Here is a 16589-nt window from a genome sequence, read left to right on the forward strand (position 1 = left end):
AAGAAACAGCAATTACAAAAATTGCTGTTTCTCCCTTTGAACATTATGCAGATGTTTTTGTATCGAGTACAGTACCATCTTGTAACACCAATTTTGGTGGTGCATTATTTGCTACTGTCTCTCTTGTTAAAATACACTTCTCGATATCTTTACGAGATGGAAGCTCAAACATGACTTCAAGCATTAAACCTTCAATAATAGAGCGAAGTCCACGAGCACCTGTCTTACGTTCAATTGCTTTTTTCGCAATCTCAATTAGTGCCCCTTCTTCAAACTCTAATTCAACGTCATCAAGCTCCAGTAATTTTTGGAACTGCTTTACAAGTGCATTTTTCGGTTTTGTTAAAATATCAACAAGAGCATCTTCATCAAGCGGCTCTAGGTTTGCAATAACTGGTAGACGACCGATAAATTCTGGAATTAAACCAAATCGTAACAGGTCTTCTGGCAATACGTGAGATAAAACATGCTTTTCATTTACTTCCGCATTTTTCTTCTCAGAACCAAATCCAATTACTTTTTCACCAAGGCGACGTTTAATAATTGGCTCAATGCCGTCAAACGCACCACCGCAAATAAATAGAATATTCGTTGTATCAATTTGAATAAATTCTTGATGTGGATGTTTACGACCACCTTGAGGCGGAACGCTCGCTACAGTACCTTCTAAAATTTTCAGAAGTGCCTGTTGCACACCCTCACCAGATACATCACGCGTAATGGATGGATTTTCTGACTTACGTGCCACTTTATCAATCTCATCAATGTAAATAATTCCTTTTTCTGCTTTCTCAACATCATAATCAGCAGCTTGAATAAGTTTAAGCAAGATATTTTCTACATCTTCCCCTACATATCCAGCCTCTGTTAAAGATGTTGCATCTGCAATCGCAAACGGAACATTTAAAATACGCGCCAATGTTTGAGCTAATAACGTTTTACCGCTACCTGTCGGCCCAATAAGTGCGATATTACTCTTCGCCAATTCTACATCATCAATTTTGCTGTTAGAATTAATGCGTTTGTAATGATTATATACCGCTACCGCTAGTGCTTTCTTCGCATTATCTTGCCCGATGACATACTCATCCAAAATTTCGCGAATCTCTATCGGTTTCGGTACATCTTTGAATTCTACTTCTTCGTCTTTCGCAAGCTCCTCTTGTACAATTTCCGTACAAAGCTCAATACACTCATCACAAATATAGACACCTGGTCCTGCAACAAGCTTTCGAACTTGCGTTTGTGTTTTGCCACAGAAAGAACATTTCAATTGCCCTTTCTCATCGTTAAATTTAAACATATTTTCACACCCCTTACAAAGTGCTAATATCTTGCCTTCGTATGTACACGATAAATGTATCGTATGTAAATACATATTATGTCACTACGTGGCGAGAAATACAAATAATATGATTAGTTATGTACAAATAAAAAGTTTTTAAAACTTTTGAAATATGTATATTCGACTTTTAAAGGTTCTTTTCCTTCCTCATCAAAAAGTTTTACAAATATATTCATATTTATAAAACAAGGCACGATTAAAATCGCGCCTTGTTATTTTATTATGCAGCTTTGCTATTGTCTACTAAGAAGTCTACAGCTTTACGAACTTTAAGATCTTCAGCTAGAGCTTCTGTGTTTCCAAGAGCTTGCTTAATAGCATCTACTGGCATATTGTACATTTCAGCCATTTTTTCAATTTCTGCATTTACTTCTTCTTCAGCAACTTCGATGTTTTCAGCTTTAATGATTGCTTCAAGAACAAGGTTGATTCTTACGCGTTTTTGCGCATCTTCTTTCATTTGTTCTTTTAGCTTGTCAGCATCAGTACCTGTGAATTGGTAGTAAAGCTCAAGGTTCATACCTTGTTGGCTTAAGCGTTGTTCAAATTCGCTAACCATGCGATCTAATTCTGTTTCGATCATAGCTTCTGGAATGTCGATTTCAGCGTTAGCAGCAGCTTTTTCTACTACTTCGTCACGAACTTTGTGTTCAGCTTCATGCTTTTTACCTTCTTCTAAGTCTGTGCGAAGTTTTGCTTTTAACTCATCAAGAGTTGCAACTTCTTCGTTCACATCTTTAGCGAACTCGTCGTTTAACTCAGGAAGTTCTTTTCCTTTGATTTCATGAACTGTTACTTTAAACGTTGCTGGTTTTCCAGCAAGTTCTTCTGCATGGTACTCTTCTGGGAATGTTACTTCAACATCTTTAGACTCACCAGCTTTAAGACCAATTAATTGCTCTTCAAAGCCTGGGATGAATGTACCAGAACCGATTGCTAGAGAGTAATTTTCACCTTTTCCACCTTCGAATGCTTCGCCATTCACGAAACCTTCGAAGTCGATTACAGCTGTATCACCATTTTCAACAGTTCCATCTTCTTTCACAACTAGTTCAGCTTGACGCTCTTGTAAAGCTTTTAATTCGTTCTCTACATCTTCGTCAGTTACAGTTGTGTCGATTTTTTCTACTGCTAAGCCTTTATACTCGCCTAATTTCACTTCAGGTTTTACAGTAACTTTCGCAGTGAAAACAAGGTTTGTATTTTTTTCGAACTTCTCGATGTCAATCTCAGGATGAGCAACTGGGAAGATACCAGTTTCATCGATCGCTTCACTGTATGCTTTTGGTAAGATGATGTCTAATGCATCTTGGTATAAAGATTCTACACCAAAGCGTTGTTCGAATAACGGACGAGGCATTTTACCTTTACGGAAACCTGGTACGTTAATTGTTTTTACTACTTTTTTGAACGCAGCGTCAAGAGAGTTGTTAACTTCTTTAGCATCAACTTCGATTGTTAATACGCCAACGTTACCTTCTAATTTTTCCCATTTTGCAGCCATTTATTCTTTCCCTCCAACTATAATAATGTATGCACATACCTCTATAGATTAAAATTCCATTATTCCTTTCTTAGAAACAACGAGAACGCTACACCCGATGAGTGCGGGCGTTCTTATCTTCTAGCAAAAGCTTTCAGATACACCGTTCTAATCTATTCGCTGCTTATAAAAAACAACTAAGGTATATTTTGTTCGAGAATAATATGAAACATATTAAGTAAGAGAAATATCCTTCTCTCCTCTTACAAACAGGCAGACTTCCGCCTTTTGCAACCCTTACATTATAACATAGAATATTCTCGTTTCAATAACTGAACAATTCTTTTTCATAATTATACAGGGAAATACCCTTCCTTCTCAACACGTAAAAACCATTGATAGGCAATATGAAATTCCTCTAAATGAATATGATACACTTTCATAAGTTCCTCTTCATCGACGATTAACCCGAAACGCTTTCTTCCTATTCTCTCTAAAACAGCAGCCCAAACTTTTGGGTTATTCATTAATAGAGGGAAAGGAAAAATACTCGTTTGCATCTCTCTCCAATATGTAATAATTGTCTTAAATATATCAGGATACTCATTTTCTAATCGATTCGATAATATATGTATAATCTTTTCAGATTGCTCCTCATCATGACCTACCTGCGCCGGAATAACTGTAATTGTTTCACCGAATTTCTCTACTGCTACCTCTTTTTCCATTTTATTTTCTACCATCTTATATAAAATAGAAGTTTTCAAATAAGGATGCTGCTTTTCATCCAAAAGAAACTTTTGTAAAGCAGGTAGCGCCTTATCAAGATCCTTTAATAAAAGACCATTAATCGCTCGCAACTGCTGCCCGAAGCTATCTGAAAATAGTTCATTTGCAAATTCGTTCAATTCAAAATTAGAATCTATCGGAGGCATTTCTTCCCCACCAAGCATACCTTGTGCAAATAAAGCAAGCTGCGCTAATTTCTCTTTTTGTTCCGGAAGTAATTCTTTCTTCTGCAACACTTCTTCAATCGTTTGGATGACACCTTCATAATCATTTGTTTGCACTAAAATCGTTACATATGTTTCAAGGATATCCCCAAACAGAACTGTTCCTGTTTCAAGCAACTTCTCACATTGTTTTTTAGATTCTTCAATTCGCTTTAATTCAAGCAAACAAATTATCGAGGCCAATTCTGTTTGTTCTGTTTCTGCATTATACTGACGTAATATTTCAAAACAGCGTAATGCCTCTTCAAATTCCCTTTCTTTTAGCGCCAAAAATCCTTGGTCAATATAGCGCTCTGACAACTGCGGAAACAATACGACCGTATTTTCTTTTTTATCCATACGTTCGCCTCTTTTTTTAGATTTTTAGTCTCTTCAAAGTAAATATATCAAATGAAGAATCAGAACACAACATTCGAAACCCCTTTGTTCGAAATATAAAAATATTCTTTTTTTCATTTAAATCTACTAAATAAACAAAAGAAACTCTGATTTTTTCATGCGGCAAACATCCTCAATAATTATCATAGAGGATTTCAAATTACTGGAAAGCACTAGTAATTGTAGGATAGATAAAAAGAAGAATGACCTGAAGAGCAATAACTGCAATCACAATGATGCAAAAAAAGAAGATTGGTTTACTTTGCTTCACGAAAAACATAATAATAAGCATAATGAAAGCAAGCAAGCATAGAAAAAATAAACTTATGGTCGAACTTAATATACCGACTGGGATAAATAACAATAATATAACACTACCAATACCTATCATTCCAAATAACCATTCCATTCATCTACCCATTCCCCTTCTCATATAAATCTCTTTCTTCTACGCTACTAAATGCTTCATAACCTCAATGACACTCATTAACTTTTCATATGCTACAAATCCAAAAGCTACTGTTAGAGTCGTTACGATTAATCCTTTCATGTTTTTTTCCTCCTCGATTCATCTTTGTTACCTTTATTATAAAAAACTGACAATTTTTTACCATCGAACTTCCTTACACTTACCTTACAGAATTGTAAGATTTCAAAACATAAAGCTATCTACTCTATAAAACATATCCACTCCTCCTAAAACGTGATAAACTATTTTTGTACAATTCAAAATACAAAAAAGAGGATGGGATATATGTTTAAAAAGGTAGCTTCTGATGTTCTCGGCTTAAGTGATGTAGGTTCTGTAATCACACCGAAAGATTATGATAAAGTCGATGCTGATGATTATGTAATGCATGAGGATGGAGAAAAAATTTATTTTCTTATCAAATCAAAATCAGATGAATATTGCTTTACAAACAAAGGATTAATTCATTTAGATGGGACCAGTGCTACAAGTAAAAAGCGTACGTTAAAACGATTTAGTTACAGCAAATATCCAATTAAAAACGTAATGCTTGAAACTGCTGGTACAATCGATTTAGATGTAGAAATTAAATTTCATATGGGAGATGAGTATTACTCCATTGATGTTCATAAAAAACATATTGAGGAATTAAAAGATTTATATAAAGCATTGCTTAAAATTGAAGAAATCTTATATGATAATGACGTTACGTTACAATACGCTCATAAAAGTTTAGATATGGCTTCTCATACATTTAGTCGTATTACAAACGCACAATTAAATTTAGCAGAACAATTTAAAGAAATGAATCAAATTGCATTCAATTGGCTTGTCGATACAAAAAAACAATACAACATAAAAGACTATGGCTTTGTCTTTGAAAAATTTATCAACAATTGACCTATTAAACAAAAAACCTTGTTATCAATGATAACAAGGTTTTTTTATAGCGTCCCAGGAGAGATTCGAACTCCCGACCGACGGCTTAGAAGGCCGTTGCTCTATCCAGCTGAGCTACTGGGACATGGAGCGGGTGAAGAGAATCGAACTCTCGACCAGAGCTTGGAAGGCTCTTGTTTTACCACTAAACTACACCCGCATATTTTATTTTTTATTTGCTGACGTCTTATCGACAATGTTTATTATATTTGCACGTAAAGATAAAGTCAACACTTTTTTCAAAGAGGATAAAAATTTCTTATCCTCTTTGAAAAGTTACTTGTTCAACAACTTGTCCTTCTAAAGTTTTAAACTGAACTTCTATCTCGTGTTCATTCATTTGTAACAGCGCAAATGTTTTTTCTTTACGAGTCCGCGGCAATAAAATACTTCCCGGATTAATAAATAACATATCTTTATAAATTTCTGCCCCTAAAACGTGCGAATGTCCAAAGCAAACAACGTTAGCTGCTACTTCTTCTGCATAGTACGCCAATGTTTGTAATGTCATTTTCACATTATGACGATGACCATGCACAATTAAAAAGCGAACGCCTTTCACATCCATAACAATCTCATTCTCAAAATCATTATAAAAATCGCAATTTCCTTTTACAATTTTAAACCCTTGAACATCTCGATGCTCTGAAGTTAATTCAGAGTCACCGCAATGAATCATCACATCAACTTTTCCTTCGTACATTTCTTTTAGTTGCTGCAACTCTTTTACTGAACCATGACTATCACTTACAATTAAAGCCTTCATCAGTCTCTCTCCCTTATTCCTCTAAAAACCATTCCGGGATTTTTTCTTCTAACTTGCGAAGTGCACGTCCGCGATGACTAATGGTGTTTTTCTCATCTGAAGTGAGCTCAGCCATCGCCTTTTTATATTCCTCTACATAGAAAATTGGATCGTATCCGAAACCATTGTGACCACGGCGCTGTTCTAAAATTTTCCCTTCGCATGTTCCATTTACAATGACCGGTTCTTTATCGTCTTTAGGGAAAGCAACCGCTAATGCACAGTAAAAACGCGCTGTGCGCTTTTCAAGCGAAACGCCTTCTAATTCACTTAATACTTTATCAATATTCGCTTGATCATCTTTTGGTTCACCTGCATAGCGTGCAGAGCGCACTCCAGGTTTTCCATGTAAAGCATCGACAATTAAACCGGAATCATCTGCAATGACAATTGAGTTTAATTGTTTGCAAAGGCTATCCGCTTTTAAAATTGCATTTTCTTCAAACGTTTCACCCGTTTCCTCTACTTCTTCAATATGAGGGAAATCATGAAGAGATTTTACTTCTAAATCAAATCTCCCAAATAGTTCAGCAAATTCTCTCACTTTCCCCATATTTTTCGTTGCAATTACAACTTGTTTCATACTTCCACCCCTATTCAATATGAGATACGATATCACCTAATGCTTCTTTTTGTTTCTCAATAAGCTGTAAAATTCCATGTTCCGCCGCATCAAGTAATTCATTTAATTGAGCGCGGCTAAATGTCGCTTCTTCGCCAGTCCCTTGCACTTCAACAAAGTGTCCTTTTCCTGTCATAATCACATTCATATCAACATCTGCTTTCGAATCTTCTGCGTAATTCAAATCTAGAACAACACCTTGTTCTTCAAGAATTCCAACTGATGTCGCGGCTAAATAATCTTTCACTGGAATTTTCGTCACTTTTTCTGCTTGTAATAACTTTTCAAATGCCAATACCATTGCGACATATGCGCCCGTAATAGATGCTGTTCGCGTTCCACCATCTGCTTGAATCACATCACAATCAATCCATACTGTTCTTTCTCCAAGCGCTTCTAAATCAACAACCGCTCGCAGCGCGCGTCCAATAAGACGTTGAATTTCCATTGTACGGCCTGTTACTTTCCCTTTACTAGACTCACGAATCGTACGCTGTTCCGTTGCACGTGGAATCATCGCATATTCCGCTGTTACCCAGCCTTTTCCTTCACCGCGCATAAATGGAGGTACTCGCTCTTCAACCGTTGCCGAACAAATCACCTTCGTATCTCCAACTTCAATTAGCACAGAACCTTCTGGATGTTTTAAATAATTTGTATGAATATGTACATGGCGTAATTCTCTTACTTCTCTACCATCTACTCGCATAAAATAACCCCCTCATAACTACTATTTGTTAGTATAGCCAAATTTAAATGTAGGATATGTATCACAATAGAAGAAGGGGAATTCAAAAAAGACATTCCCCTTTCTTACATAAGTATATCAAATTATTTATGATTAAAAACTACCAGTATTCACGTTTTGTGGTCGTTGAACAGGTTTTATTAATTTTTCTCCTTCTTCATTCATAAGATTGGCTTTCCCATTTACTTCAACAGATACATTCTTTACCCCTTGTTTTTCCGTTAAAGATAAGACGAGAGACTGCAACACATAGTTCGAAATCATATTTTTATCTTTATTTGCATATATATTTTCGTTAAAGTTTAACGTCACCTTTCCATCTTGCATTTTCGGTTCACTAACAAGTTTTACCCCAGGATTAAAGTCATTTAACAAGGAAGAATGCGATGGTCCTTTCACAAGTTCATTTATTATCGTTTCCACTTCATTTTCTTTCCCTTCCGCAACGCGGCGGGTTACTGGTACATAATACTGCCTTTTATTATTTTGCGCCATAAAATAAAGTGTCACAGGCTTTGTATTCGTTACATCTGTTACTTGTTCATCATCAAAATTAATACCGTCAGCACGGCTCACACTCTCACCAAGGGGCGTCCCTCCAACAGGCATCTTCGTTAATTTCTCTCCGTTCATTTGAAACTTCACCTGTTTAATATCTTTAAATTGTGTTAACGTCCATGCAATGGATTCAACAATTTGACGTTCTTCTTCTTTTTTATAGTTTTTCACTTCCTTTGAAAAATCAATAACCGCTGTCCCATCTTTTTTCAAATCAACTGTCATAGTTGTGTTTGCTGGTAAAACTGCTCGAAATCCATTTGGTAATAAATTTTCTACCGGACCATCCTTCACAAGATATTCTAACGTTTGTTTCACAACTTCATTTTGTTTTGGAATAGGCAACGCTAACGTTTGTGGTACGACATAACCATTTTTATCAACAAGGTACAATTCTCTTTGTGTAGTTTGCTCTTGCTTTTCTTTCGTTGTTACTTCTTTCTTTCCTCCTTCTGTATAGGAAACTTTCTTGGGCGGATCAATCTGCTCTATTTCATTCTCCTTATTTAGCAAACCACAACCAGATAACAATGCCGCGCTTACCGTAACACAAGCAAGCCATTTGAAAGTGGATTTTGGCATACCAATTCCCCCTAAAATCTAAGTTTTTACTATATGTATACAAGCCTCTTATCTTTTAGAACACGCAATCATAACTTCTCCTATCATTACCGATCAAATAAAAAAAACTCCTGAATCAGGAGTTTTTTATACGAATCTATTTCTTATTTTGTTTCCAAATCAATATGTTTCACATTCTCAATCGGCTGTCCAAACCATTTAGATGCAATCTCTTTAAACAAATCTATTTTACCTGTTGTTAAAAATAGGTGGTCACTTTGTTCTTCACCCTCATTTAACATCTTACTATGATATAAAATGGTACTCACTTCACGCGCAGTTTCGTCTCCAGAACTAATTAACTGTACTTTCTCACCCATTACTCGCTTAATAACCGGACCTAAAATGGGATAATGTGTACATCCTAAAATTAATGTATCAATTTCAGTATGTTTTAATGGTTGTAATGTTTCTCTAACAACCTCATATGCCATTTCACTTTCAAAATTCCCGCTTTCTACAAGTTCGACAAACGGCGGGCAAGCTAAACTCTCTACCATTACCCGATTATTAATAGATTTTAACGCTTCCTCATACGCACCGCTTTTTACCGTTCCAATCGTGCCAATAATCCCAACATGGTACGTATTCGTCACTTTTAAAGCTGTACGTGATCCTGGATGAATTACACCAACAACTGGAATCGGTAATTGTTTTTGCATTTCTTCTAACACAACTGCTGTAGCTGTATTACATGCAATCACTAACATTTTAATATTTAACGCTAGCAAATGTTCCGTCATTTCCCATGTAAATTGACGCACTTCCTCACGAGAGCGCGGGCCATACGGACATCTCGCTGTATCTCCTAAATATATAATACGCTCTTTTGGCAGCTGACGAATTAACTCCTTCGCTACTGTTAATCCGCCAACTCCTGAATCAATGACACCAATCGCTCTATTCAACATAATCACCTATTTTCTCATTCATCATCTGTTTCTTTATTTATATATTCTATATACTTTACGGTTTCATTTCACAAAGTACCTCTGTTCACATTTTTTCATATGTACCTGTATAGACCAGGACCTTTTTTATTTTGCTCCTTTTTTTCGCAATTTGCAAGACAGAAAAAAATAGCCGACCTTTTAAAAAGATCGGCTTCACCTATTATAACTCGAGTTCTCCCATACGAAGAAGCTCAACAACCGCTTGCGAGCGTCCTTTAACCCCTAGCTTTTGCATTGCATTTGATGTGCATAATTACAGATAGTAAAGGTCACATATCTATTCTATAAGTAATTTTTATGTCTCCATTTTGAAATATCTCAATCCTATTTATAATTCTTTTGAATTCTTCATACAAGTTCTTATCTGCATCTAACAAAGAAAAAGCTTTTCTGAATTCATCTTGAGTTCGTTTGACTTCCGTCTTATCTTCCATTGACATTAATTGAACTTCTTTTTCTTTTATAATTTTCTCTAATTCTTTACGACCACTTAAAAACTCTTCTTTTTCAATAAGATCTTCTGTATATAAATCAATCAATTTTTTTCTTTTTTCTTTAATTCTTTGTATTTCCCTGTACAATTTGTTCTGCTTTTCCTTATTCGAAGTTTGTTCGTCTAAATTGAATTCCGTTTCTAACTGTTTTTCTTTTTCTTTCAAATTCTCAAGTATAAATTCACGAAATTCATGATATTGAATTGGAGCGTGACATACACACTCATCTCTCCCATATCGTTTATATCTAGAACATTTTAAGTACCTCCATTCTTCTTTAGTTCCATCTTTCTTTTTCTTCGCGCTATAAACTACACGCATAGCAGATCCACAGTGTGCGCAAAACATAATTCCACGAAACTCATTCCATAAAGCTGGTCGTCTTTTTTTCTCTTCATTTGGCTTATTTACCGCTTCCCATTTTTCTTCAGAAATAATTGCTGGATGATGATTTTTAAATACTGTCCACTTTTCTTCAGGGTTCCGTATTTGTTTTTTTCTACCACCGATTTTCACTGTAGTATACTGATTTAAAATATAGTCACCTTTATAAATAGGATTTCTAATAATACGCTGTACAGACGACATTTGCCATTTTCCGCCTGTTTTAGATGGGATCCCTCTGGCATTTAGGTGTTTTGCAATTCCTATGTAACCAATACCTTTCGAATACATATCGTACATTTCTCGAACAATCTCTGCTTCTTCTTCGTTTATTACATATTTTTTGTCTTGGTCTTTATAACCATAAGGTAGGCGACCGCCTGTATGCTCACCACGTCTAACTTTTGCAGATAGCGCTGCAGAAATAGAAACTGATAATGTCTTAGGATACTGTGAAGCGAACATGGCAAACATTTCAAATTTCATATCATTTTTCCCTTCATAGTGACTATCGTATCCTTCTTCGATAGTCACTAGGCGAATACCATTTGCAATCAATATTTCTTTAATTTCTAACGCATCTTTCAAATCACGAGCTAAACGATGAATAGATTTAAATAACACCATCTGCAATTCACGCTTTCTTGCCTTTTCTAATATCAATTGCATTGCATGACGTTCTAATAAAACTGTACCTGTAATCCCATCATCAAAATAAATCGAACTATCATCCCATTCATACCCGTTCTGTTCCAACCAATACCTACATACATCGATTTGATTCTCTACAGAAGAAACTTGCTCATCTCTATCTGTAGACACCCGTACATATACTGCATACTTCAATCACATCACCATCTTTACTAGTTATAATTACTTATAGCAATACTATGTGGTTGATTAAAGTATACAAACAAAATTCGGACCATACAATTACTTTTACCTATTCTGTTAACCAGTCATATAATAAAACCTTACATTCTTTTCTTCTTTCTAAAATGAATTTCGCCTCAACAATTCTGTAAAAATATCCTTCAAATGTACTCTTGATTCTTCTTGCCTTCTCTGCAAACACCGTTTCCTTAAAAGCTTGTACCGCATGTTCTATTACAAAATTTATAGGTTTGTCCAATTTAGAACGTTTGTAAGCAATTAGCACTCTGTTGTACAGCTTGTATATTTTATCTGCAGATCTAAAAAATGGTGCTACTGCATTTCTGAATTGTTGCGGTACACTATCTGGTGTAAAAGTTTCATCCAAATCTTCTAATTCGACTTCATCATAATCCCTTGTTGACTTTTCTTTTACGTTTAATTCGTTTTTAAATTCTTCTAGAGTGTGTGATTCAGAGAACTCAGCTTCCTTCTCCGTTTTCATGTCTACAACCTTTGATTCTGTAAGGGTTTCGGCTTCTTTACGCTGTGACATTTTCGGTAGGACATTCGGTGTGACACTATATTTTTTTAAAAGGACATAAACGTTATGTCCATTTCCTCCACGTAATTTTCCTTCCCTTCGAATCGTTTTATGTCTGATCACTATTTCAAAACCTTCCAATACTTTTAGTACCCTACGAACTGTCCTATCACTTATATTTAGTGCTGCAGCAATGGTTGCTACTTTAAGAAAAGAGACCCCCGGTATTTTACAGGAATGTCTCGCTAAATATTTCAATACTTTAATTGCTGATTCCGATAACTCATGTGTATGTTTGTATAAAAAATAACGAATCACTTCATTCATCTCTTCTACTGATTGAAATGATTGTAATTCTTTATATTGTGTATAATTCGCTGAGCTAAGCATTTTCTCCCCCTCCTTATATAAAAGCAATAATTATATCGATTAAAAATAAAACTGTAGATATACTGAAGAAACCATAAACCCAAATGCAATCTGATTTACTTTCTAAACCAAAATAATCATTTACACGATTCATGATTATTCCTCCTTTTCAGTTCAACTTAATTAGTTCAACTATTTAAGTTGAATTATAAACCTTTAATAATTCAACGTCAATAGTTGAACGAAAAAAGTTTTACTAATCTCGATTGATATTGTAGAATAAATACAAGATAATCAGTTGCGGAGGAGAATAAAATGAAATTCACACTCGGAAATTCTTTAGATGAATTAGGAATCACAAAAAATAAGTTATCTACAGAATCTCAAGTAAGATACAATACAATTAGTGATTTGGTGAATGGCACAGCTAATGCTGTTCGTTTTGATTCGCTTGAAGCTATCATTGACGCTTTAAATGCCATTGCTGCAAGAAAAGGAATCGATAAAATTTACAAAATAGAGGACGTAATACAATACATAAAAAAGAGCTAATCATTCGAAATTGATTAGCTCTTTTTTTATACCATTAAGTACCAGTAATTACATATGCCTTCACAAACACATCATATTTCGCTGCTAGTTTTTCCAACTTTTTCTGCCTATATTCTGTCATGGTGAAAAAGTGAATAATCGGCACTCTTCCATTGTATTTCTTTTTATAATACATTGTAAATTCCTTGTAACGACTCATCTTTTCACTGTTTACATTCATCATTTGTTTGCGATCAATTTCTACAGCGTTGAGTATACCTTCCTCATCACGAAACTTAACATCAGGAATAATTGTCTTCTTTCGATCATTTACTTTATAACGTATAGGTGTTTCTATCTGCCAGTCATCTGGACAAAACAGATAGAGCCATGCCTCATTCCTCATCAAGCTGTGAGCTAATCGATTATTCGGTACAATCTTCTCTGTATCGTCGAACAGTTCACGGCCTTTTTTATTTAGATAATACACATATTCTTTTTGATATACGGTATGATTCACATACGGACTTAGATCTTTTAAAATTCGATTCGCGTTACGTATCCCACCCATATCATGAATGGCCATTAAATGTCTCCGTGTTGCAAATTTCAATTTTCTAATCGAGGTCAGAATCGTCATCTGACGATTCAATTTGATGTGTGTTTGTATGTTCATTCTTCCTCACCTCGTACTGTTTTAAATGGTCCCACATCATGTCATTACTGATATAAGGAACTTGAATTTCTGTTAACTTATCTGTCTTGAAAAGTGCACGCCCTGGAATGCTTTGTATAGATTCCAGCCCTGGTTCATCAATCACGACTTGTGAAGCTATCGAAGTTGGTAATCGAAACCCTAATTTCGCATCAGAATTTTGCTTTACTTGTCGTGGCAGCGTATCACCTGTTGGATATTGTGTACAAAATATAAGCCTAAATCCAAGTGCACCGCCTATACGTGCTATATGCGAAAGCATTTGTTGACATGCCCCTAATAATTTTTGTTGCTTTTTATCCATACTTCTATCAGGACATAATTCTGCCCCTTCATCCACAATGATGAAATAGCGCTCTTTTATATCTGTTTCTACAACATTCGTAAAATGTTTTTCTTTCATGTACAGCATTTTTTCTTCCATTTTTTCTAGAATGCAATTTAGTACGTTAAATGCTTCAAAAGGTGCTTCTGCTACACTGTGTATCTGTTTTAAATAACTGTAAGGTCCAAACTCTAACCCTCCTTTCAAATCGATAATAAAGAAATGCACATCGTTTGGTTTTGCCAATATAAGTGATGTGAGTATGTTTTTCAAAAAGACAGTCTTCCCCATTCTTGTAAGTCCCCCAAGTGTCATATGCGGTGTTTTATCAAAGTCGTGATATAAAATTTCTTCTTGGCTTTGTCCAATTGGTACACACCATTCCCCATGTTTTATAAGATCCGTAGACCAATCCCATTTCTTTGGTATTTCTTTTCGAAAAACGCGGATATTTAACCTATAGTTGTCGTATTGAATTCGTACAGGCTTATTTAATCCTTCACTTACTAAGTCCTCCACCTTTTGAATTACTTTTGATGGCATCCCTACAGGTAACCGATACACATATGTTGTACTACGATCATCTTCTTTTCGTTCAACAAAGACTGGATAATGTAACTTTTCATCTTTTTTAATTGCAATTCCACTTACTTCAAAGAACACCTGTATCTTCTTTCTATCATCCTCTTTACTTTTTAAGTTATCACTTACCAAAGCATATCCCAGCGAAACTACAGGTATTAACAACAACTCAAGCATAGATAAACACTCCTTATATATCCTTATAGGATATAGTTGCTCTTTACTAGAATACTTTCGAACAAGTTATTTTTCTTATATAACCAATTGTCCTGTAATTCCAGGTGTTCTTCCTTCATAGAAACAAAACGAGAACATAACGTAGAAGGTATACGAACGAGCCTGTGAGCGTTGTGTACAAGGTGACATTTGGAAGCCAATGTGGAATACTCTTTCCCATTTTTTCAACTACTTTCATTCCAATTACAGACAAGCCTGTTGCCGTCCAAATAATCATTGCTTCCCCTGCAAGTGTCATCTTTATTCCTCCTCTTCCTTCTCACGAAATTTAATCCCCGATCTTGTAAGAACAACATCGTAGCAATCCATTAAAAATTCCCAATTAAGAATATCTTCTTCCTCTCCATATAAATCTTCTTCAACAACTTGCGAAAGACTAAAGTATCCTTTGTAGTCCTTATCATTGAATACATTGTGCTTTTTCATATGGTTGAGAATGGATTCCGTCTCTGCTCTTGACCTAGATTCGTTGTACATTTGACGCAATTCTTTTGAAGGATGTAGATATGGAGTTGTGTTTAAATGATTATACTGCCAACGCATATACCTCTCTCCCTTCTTGATGTCCTTGATTCCACGTAGGCTTCCTCGTGGTCTTGATATAGGTATATGACTTAGAAATTCGGAAATTGTCTGTCCGCTTAAACTTTTCAAAAAATAAAATAAAAAATATAAAGGAGGACGCATTTTTGTAATCGAAGTATATATAATTAAGGAGGGAAGTGTATGAAGTTTAAATGCAAGTTACGTGTAATATTTGCCGAAAGGGAGATACGCCAAAAAGAATTTGCGGAGCTCATTGGAATTAGCCAAACTACAATGAGTGCCCTAGTGAACAACACAAGTTTACCTACTTTCCCCACAGCATATAAAATTGCAAAATATTTAAATTTATATATGGAAGACATTTGGATTGAGGATATAGAGGAGGAATAACAATGTATAAAAAAATATTCGCTTTTATTTTGTGTAGTTTAGTCTTTTCTCTTGTAGCATGTGATTCACCCCAAAAAACAGAGTCTAAACCAAAAGAAGAAACAAAACAAACACAAAGTGATAAGGCGTTAACTTCTCAAGATGAATTAAATAAAAAAATAAAATTAGAGGCAGAAGAAGTGAACTTTGCAAAAGCGAATGGGGATGAATACGAAAAAGGTCAACGAATTAAAGCCACTGGAACTGTCGATCTATTAACTAAAGCTTCAACATTACCTTCTTTTGTATTAACAACAGATGAAAATAACGGAAAAGGAATGTACAGCATTCAAATCACTCAAAGTGGGGTACAATCAAAGGAAAACGAAATCGTTTTAAAGAACGGTCTAAAAATAACCAAAGGCACAACAGTAACTGTATACGGTGTGTATGACGGAAAAGATAAAACTGGATTACCAAAAATAAGTGCTCCATTAATTGAGAGCAAATAAAAAAGATGGGTCCCCTAAATCGGAGACCCATCTTTTTACTTCACATATACATAGGCTTTGCTTGCTGTGATATAGTATGTTTTTCCTTTACTATTGTGCACTTTGTATTGTGGGGAACCGTTAACAGTTACTTTTGCATCAATCGTAAATCCTAATCCTGCATCAACTGTACCA

At 35.2% G+C, this 16589-nt stretch carries 20 protein-coding genes, 2 tRNA genes and 2 pseudogenes; 4 read left to right on the forward strand and 20 right to left on the reverse strand.

Annotated features, from left to right (window positions below):
• Positions 1 to 43: 43 nt before the first annotated feature.
• From clpX to MR058_RS17950, 4 genes are all read right to left on the reverse strand, one after another.
• A complete protein-coding gene (gene clpX / locus MR058_RS17935) occupies positions 44 to 1303 on the reverse strand; it encodes an ATP-dependent protease ATP-binding subunit ClpX (protein WP_242145264.1) in 1260 nt (419 codons plus the stop codon).
• A gap of 262 nt (positions 1304 to 1565) precedes the next feature.
• Entirely contained in the window at positions 1566 to 2849 is a 1284-nt protein-coding gene (gene tig / locus MR058_RS17940; protein ID WP_242145265.1) for a trigger factor, read from the reverse strand.
• A gap of 332 nt (positions 2850 to 3181) precedes the next feature.
• Positions 3182 to 4180 (reverse strand): hypothetical protein, encoded by a 999-nt coding sequence (locus MR058_RS17945; RefSeq protein ID WP_242145266.1) that lies wholly within the window; start codon positions 4178 to 4180, stop codon positions 3182 to 3184.
• Between the two features lie 199 nt (positions 4181 to 4379).
• Positions 4380 to 4628 carry a hypothetical protein gene (locus MR058_RS17950; RefSeq protein WP_242145267.1) on the reverse strand — a complete coding sequence of 83 codons (249 nt, stop codon included), beginning with the start codon at positions 4626 to 4628 and terminating at the stop codon, positions 4380 to 4382.
• A 345-nt stretch (positions 4629 to 4973) separates the two neighbouring features.
• Here MR058_RS17950 and MR058_RS17955 point away from each other — a divergent pair, with 345 nt between their 5' ends.
• Positions 4974 to 5588: a PH domain-containing protein gene (locus tag MR058_RS17955; RefSeq protein ID WP_242145268.1), complete on the forward strand. Its 615-nt coding sequence runs from the start codon at positions 4974 to 4976 to the stop codon at positions 5586 to 5588.
• A gap of 50 nt (positions 5589 to 5638) precedes the next feature.
• On the opposite strand, the gene MR058_RS17960 is transcribed toward MR058_RS17955, so the two are convergent.
• The 11 genes and pseudogenes from MR058_RS17960 to MR058_RS18010 form a co-directional block, all read right to left on the reverse strand.
• Positions 5639 to 5712: transfer RNA gene (locus tag MR058_RS17960), tRNA-Arg, on the reverse strand.
• A 1-nt stretch (position 5713) separates the two neighbouring features.
• Positions 5714 to 5787 (reverse strand) — tRNA-Gly (locus tag MR058_RS17965).
• Between the two features lie 99 nt (positions 5788 to 5886).
• Positions 5887 to 6393 carry a metallophosphoesterase family protein gene (locus MR058_RS17970; protein ID WP_242145269.1) on the reverse strand — a complete coding sequence of 169 codons (507 nt, stop codon included), beginning with the start codon at positions 6391 to 6393 and terminating at the stop codon, positions 5887 to 5889.
• A 13-nt stretch (positions 6394 to 6406) separates the two neighbouring features.
• Entirely contained in the window at positions 6407 to 7015 is a 609-nt protein-coding gene (locus MR058_RS17975) for an XTP/dITP diphosphatase (protein ID WP_242145270.1), read from the reverse strand.
• A gap of 10 nt (positions 7016 to 7025) precedes the next feature.
• Positions 7026 to 7763, reverse strand: a complete 738-nt coding sequence (gene rph, locus MR058_RS17980; protein ID WP_242145271.1) for a ribonuclease PH — start codon at positions 7761 to 7763, stop codon at positions 7026 to 7028.
• A 132-nt stretch (positions 7764 to 7895) separates the two neighbouring features.
• Positions 7896 to 8942 carry a GerMN domain-containing protein gene (locus tag MR058_RS17985; RefSeq protein WP_242145272.1) on the reverse strand — a complete coding sequence of 349 codons (1047 nt, stop codon included), beginning with the start codon at positions 8940 to 8942 and terminating at the stop codon, positions 7896 to 7898.
• 143 nt (positions 8943 to 9085) lie between these two features.
• Positions 9086 to 9892, reverse strand: coding sequence for a glutamate racemase (gene racE, locus MR058_RS17990; RefSeq protein ID WP_277926615.1), 807 nt, complete (start codon positions 9890 to 9892; stop codon positions 9086 to 9088).
• A 202-nt stretch (positions 9893 to 10094) separates the two neighbouring features.
• Positions 10095 to 10178, reverse strand: a pseudogene (gene gerE, locus MR058_RS17995) (spore germination transcription factor GerE); the annotation flags it as partial.
• A 25-nt stretch (positions 10179 to 10203) separates the two neighbouring features.
• The gene (locus MR058_RS18000) at positions 10204 to 11658 is read right to left on the reverse strand and encodes a recombinase family protein (protein WP_242145273.1); all 1455 of its coding nucleotides are present in this window, start codon (positions 11656 to 11658) and stop codon (positions 10204 to 10206) included.
• Between the two features lie 97 nt (positions 11659 to 11755).
• Entirely contained in the window at positions 11756 to 12619 is an 864-nt protein-coding gene (locus MR058_RS18005; protein ID WP_242145274.1) for a helix-turn-helix domain-containing protein, read from the reverse strand.
• A 13-nt stretch (positions 12620 to 12632) separates the two neighbouring features.
• Positions 12633 to 12752 carry a DUF3961 domain-containing protein gene (locus MR058_RS18010; RefSeq protein WP_242145275.1) on the reverse strand — a complete coding sequence of 40 codons (120 nt, stop codon included), beginning with the start codon at positions 12750 to 12752 and terminating at the stop codon, positions 12633 to 12635.
• A 161-nt stretch (positions 12753 to 12913) separates the two neighbouring features.
• On the opposite strand from MR058_RS18010, the gene MR058_RS18015 reads away from it, so the two are divergent.
• The gene (locus MR058_RS18015; RefSeq protein WP_242145276.1) at positions 12914 to 13150 is read left to right on the forward strand and encodes a helix-turn-helix domain-containing protein; all 237 of its coding nucleotides are present in this window, start codon (positions 12914 to 12916) and stop codon (positions 13148 to 13150) included.
• Between the two features lie 34 nt (positions 13151 to 13184).
• Here the strand turns inward: MR058_RS18015 and MR058_RS18020 are convergent, their stop codons facing one another.
• The 4 genes from MR058_RS18020 to MR058_RS18035 form a co-directional block, all read right to left on the reverse strand.
• On the reverse strand, positions 13185 to 13805 hold the full coding sequence (locus MR058_RS18020) for a replication-relaxation family protein (protein ID WP_242145277.1): 621 nt from the start codon (positions 13803 to 13805) through the stop codon (positions 13185 to 13187).
• Positions 13747 to 14928, reverse strand: coding sequence for an FtsK/SpoIIIE domain-containing protein (locus MR058_RS18025; RefSeq protein ID WP_242145278.1), 1182 nt, complete (start codon positions 14926 to 14928; stop codon positions 13747 to 13749). Before MR058_RS18025 ends, MR058_RS18020 begins: the two co-directional genes overlap by 59 nt.
• A 115-nt stretch (positions 14929 to 15043) precedes the next feature.
• Positions 15044 to 15226, reverse strand: a complete 183-nt coding sequence (locus MR058_RS18030; protein ID WP_242145279.1) for a hypothetical protein — start codon at positions 15224 to 15226, stop codon at positions 15044 to 15046.
• Positions 15227 to 15228: 2 nt separating this feature from the next.
• Positions 15229 to 15531 carry a hypothetical protein gene (locus MR058_RS18035; protein ID WP_242145280.1) on the reverse strand — a complete coding sequence of 101 codons (303 nt, stop codon included), beginning with the start codon at positions 15529 to 15531 and terminating at the stop codon, positions 15229 to 15231.
• A 183-nt stretch (positions 15532 to 15714) separates the two neighbouring features.
• On the opposite strand from MR058_RS18035, the gene MR058_RS18040 reads away from it, so the two are divergent.
• On the forward strand, positions 15715 to 15924 hold the full coding sequence (locus MR058_RS18040; protein WP_087095251.1) for a helix-turn-helix transcriptional regulator: 210 nt from the start codon (positions 15715 to 15717) through the stop codon (positions 15922 to 15924).
• Positions 15925 to 15926: 2 nt separating this feature from the next.
• Positions 15927 to 16415 (forward strand): hypothetical protein, encoded by a 489-nt coding sequence (locus tag MR058_RS18045; RefSeq protein WP_087095252.1) that lies wholly within the window; start codon positions 15927 to 15929, stop codon positions 16413 to 16415.
• Positions 16416 to 16450: 35 nt separating this feature from the next.
• Here MR058_RS18045 and MR058_RS18050 read toward each other — a convergent pair.
• A pseudogene (locus MR058_RS18050) lies at positions 16451 to 16589 on the reverse strand (N-acetylmuramoyl-L-alanine amidase); the annotation flags it as partial.

Source organism: Bacillus cereus group sp. BfR-BA-01430, from assembly GCF_022663115.1.
Lineage (GTDB): Bacteria > Bacillota > Bacilli > Bacillales > Bacillaceae_G > Bacillus_A > Bacillus_A cereus_BD.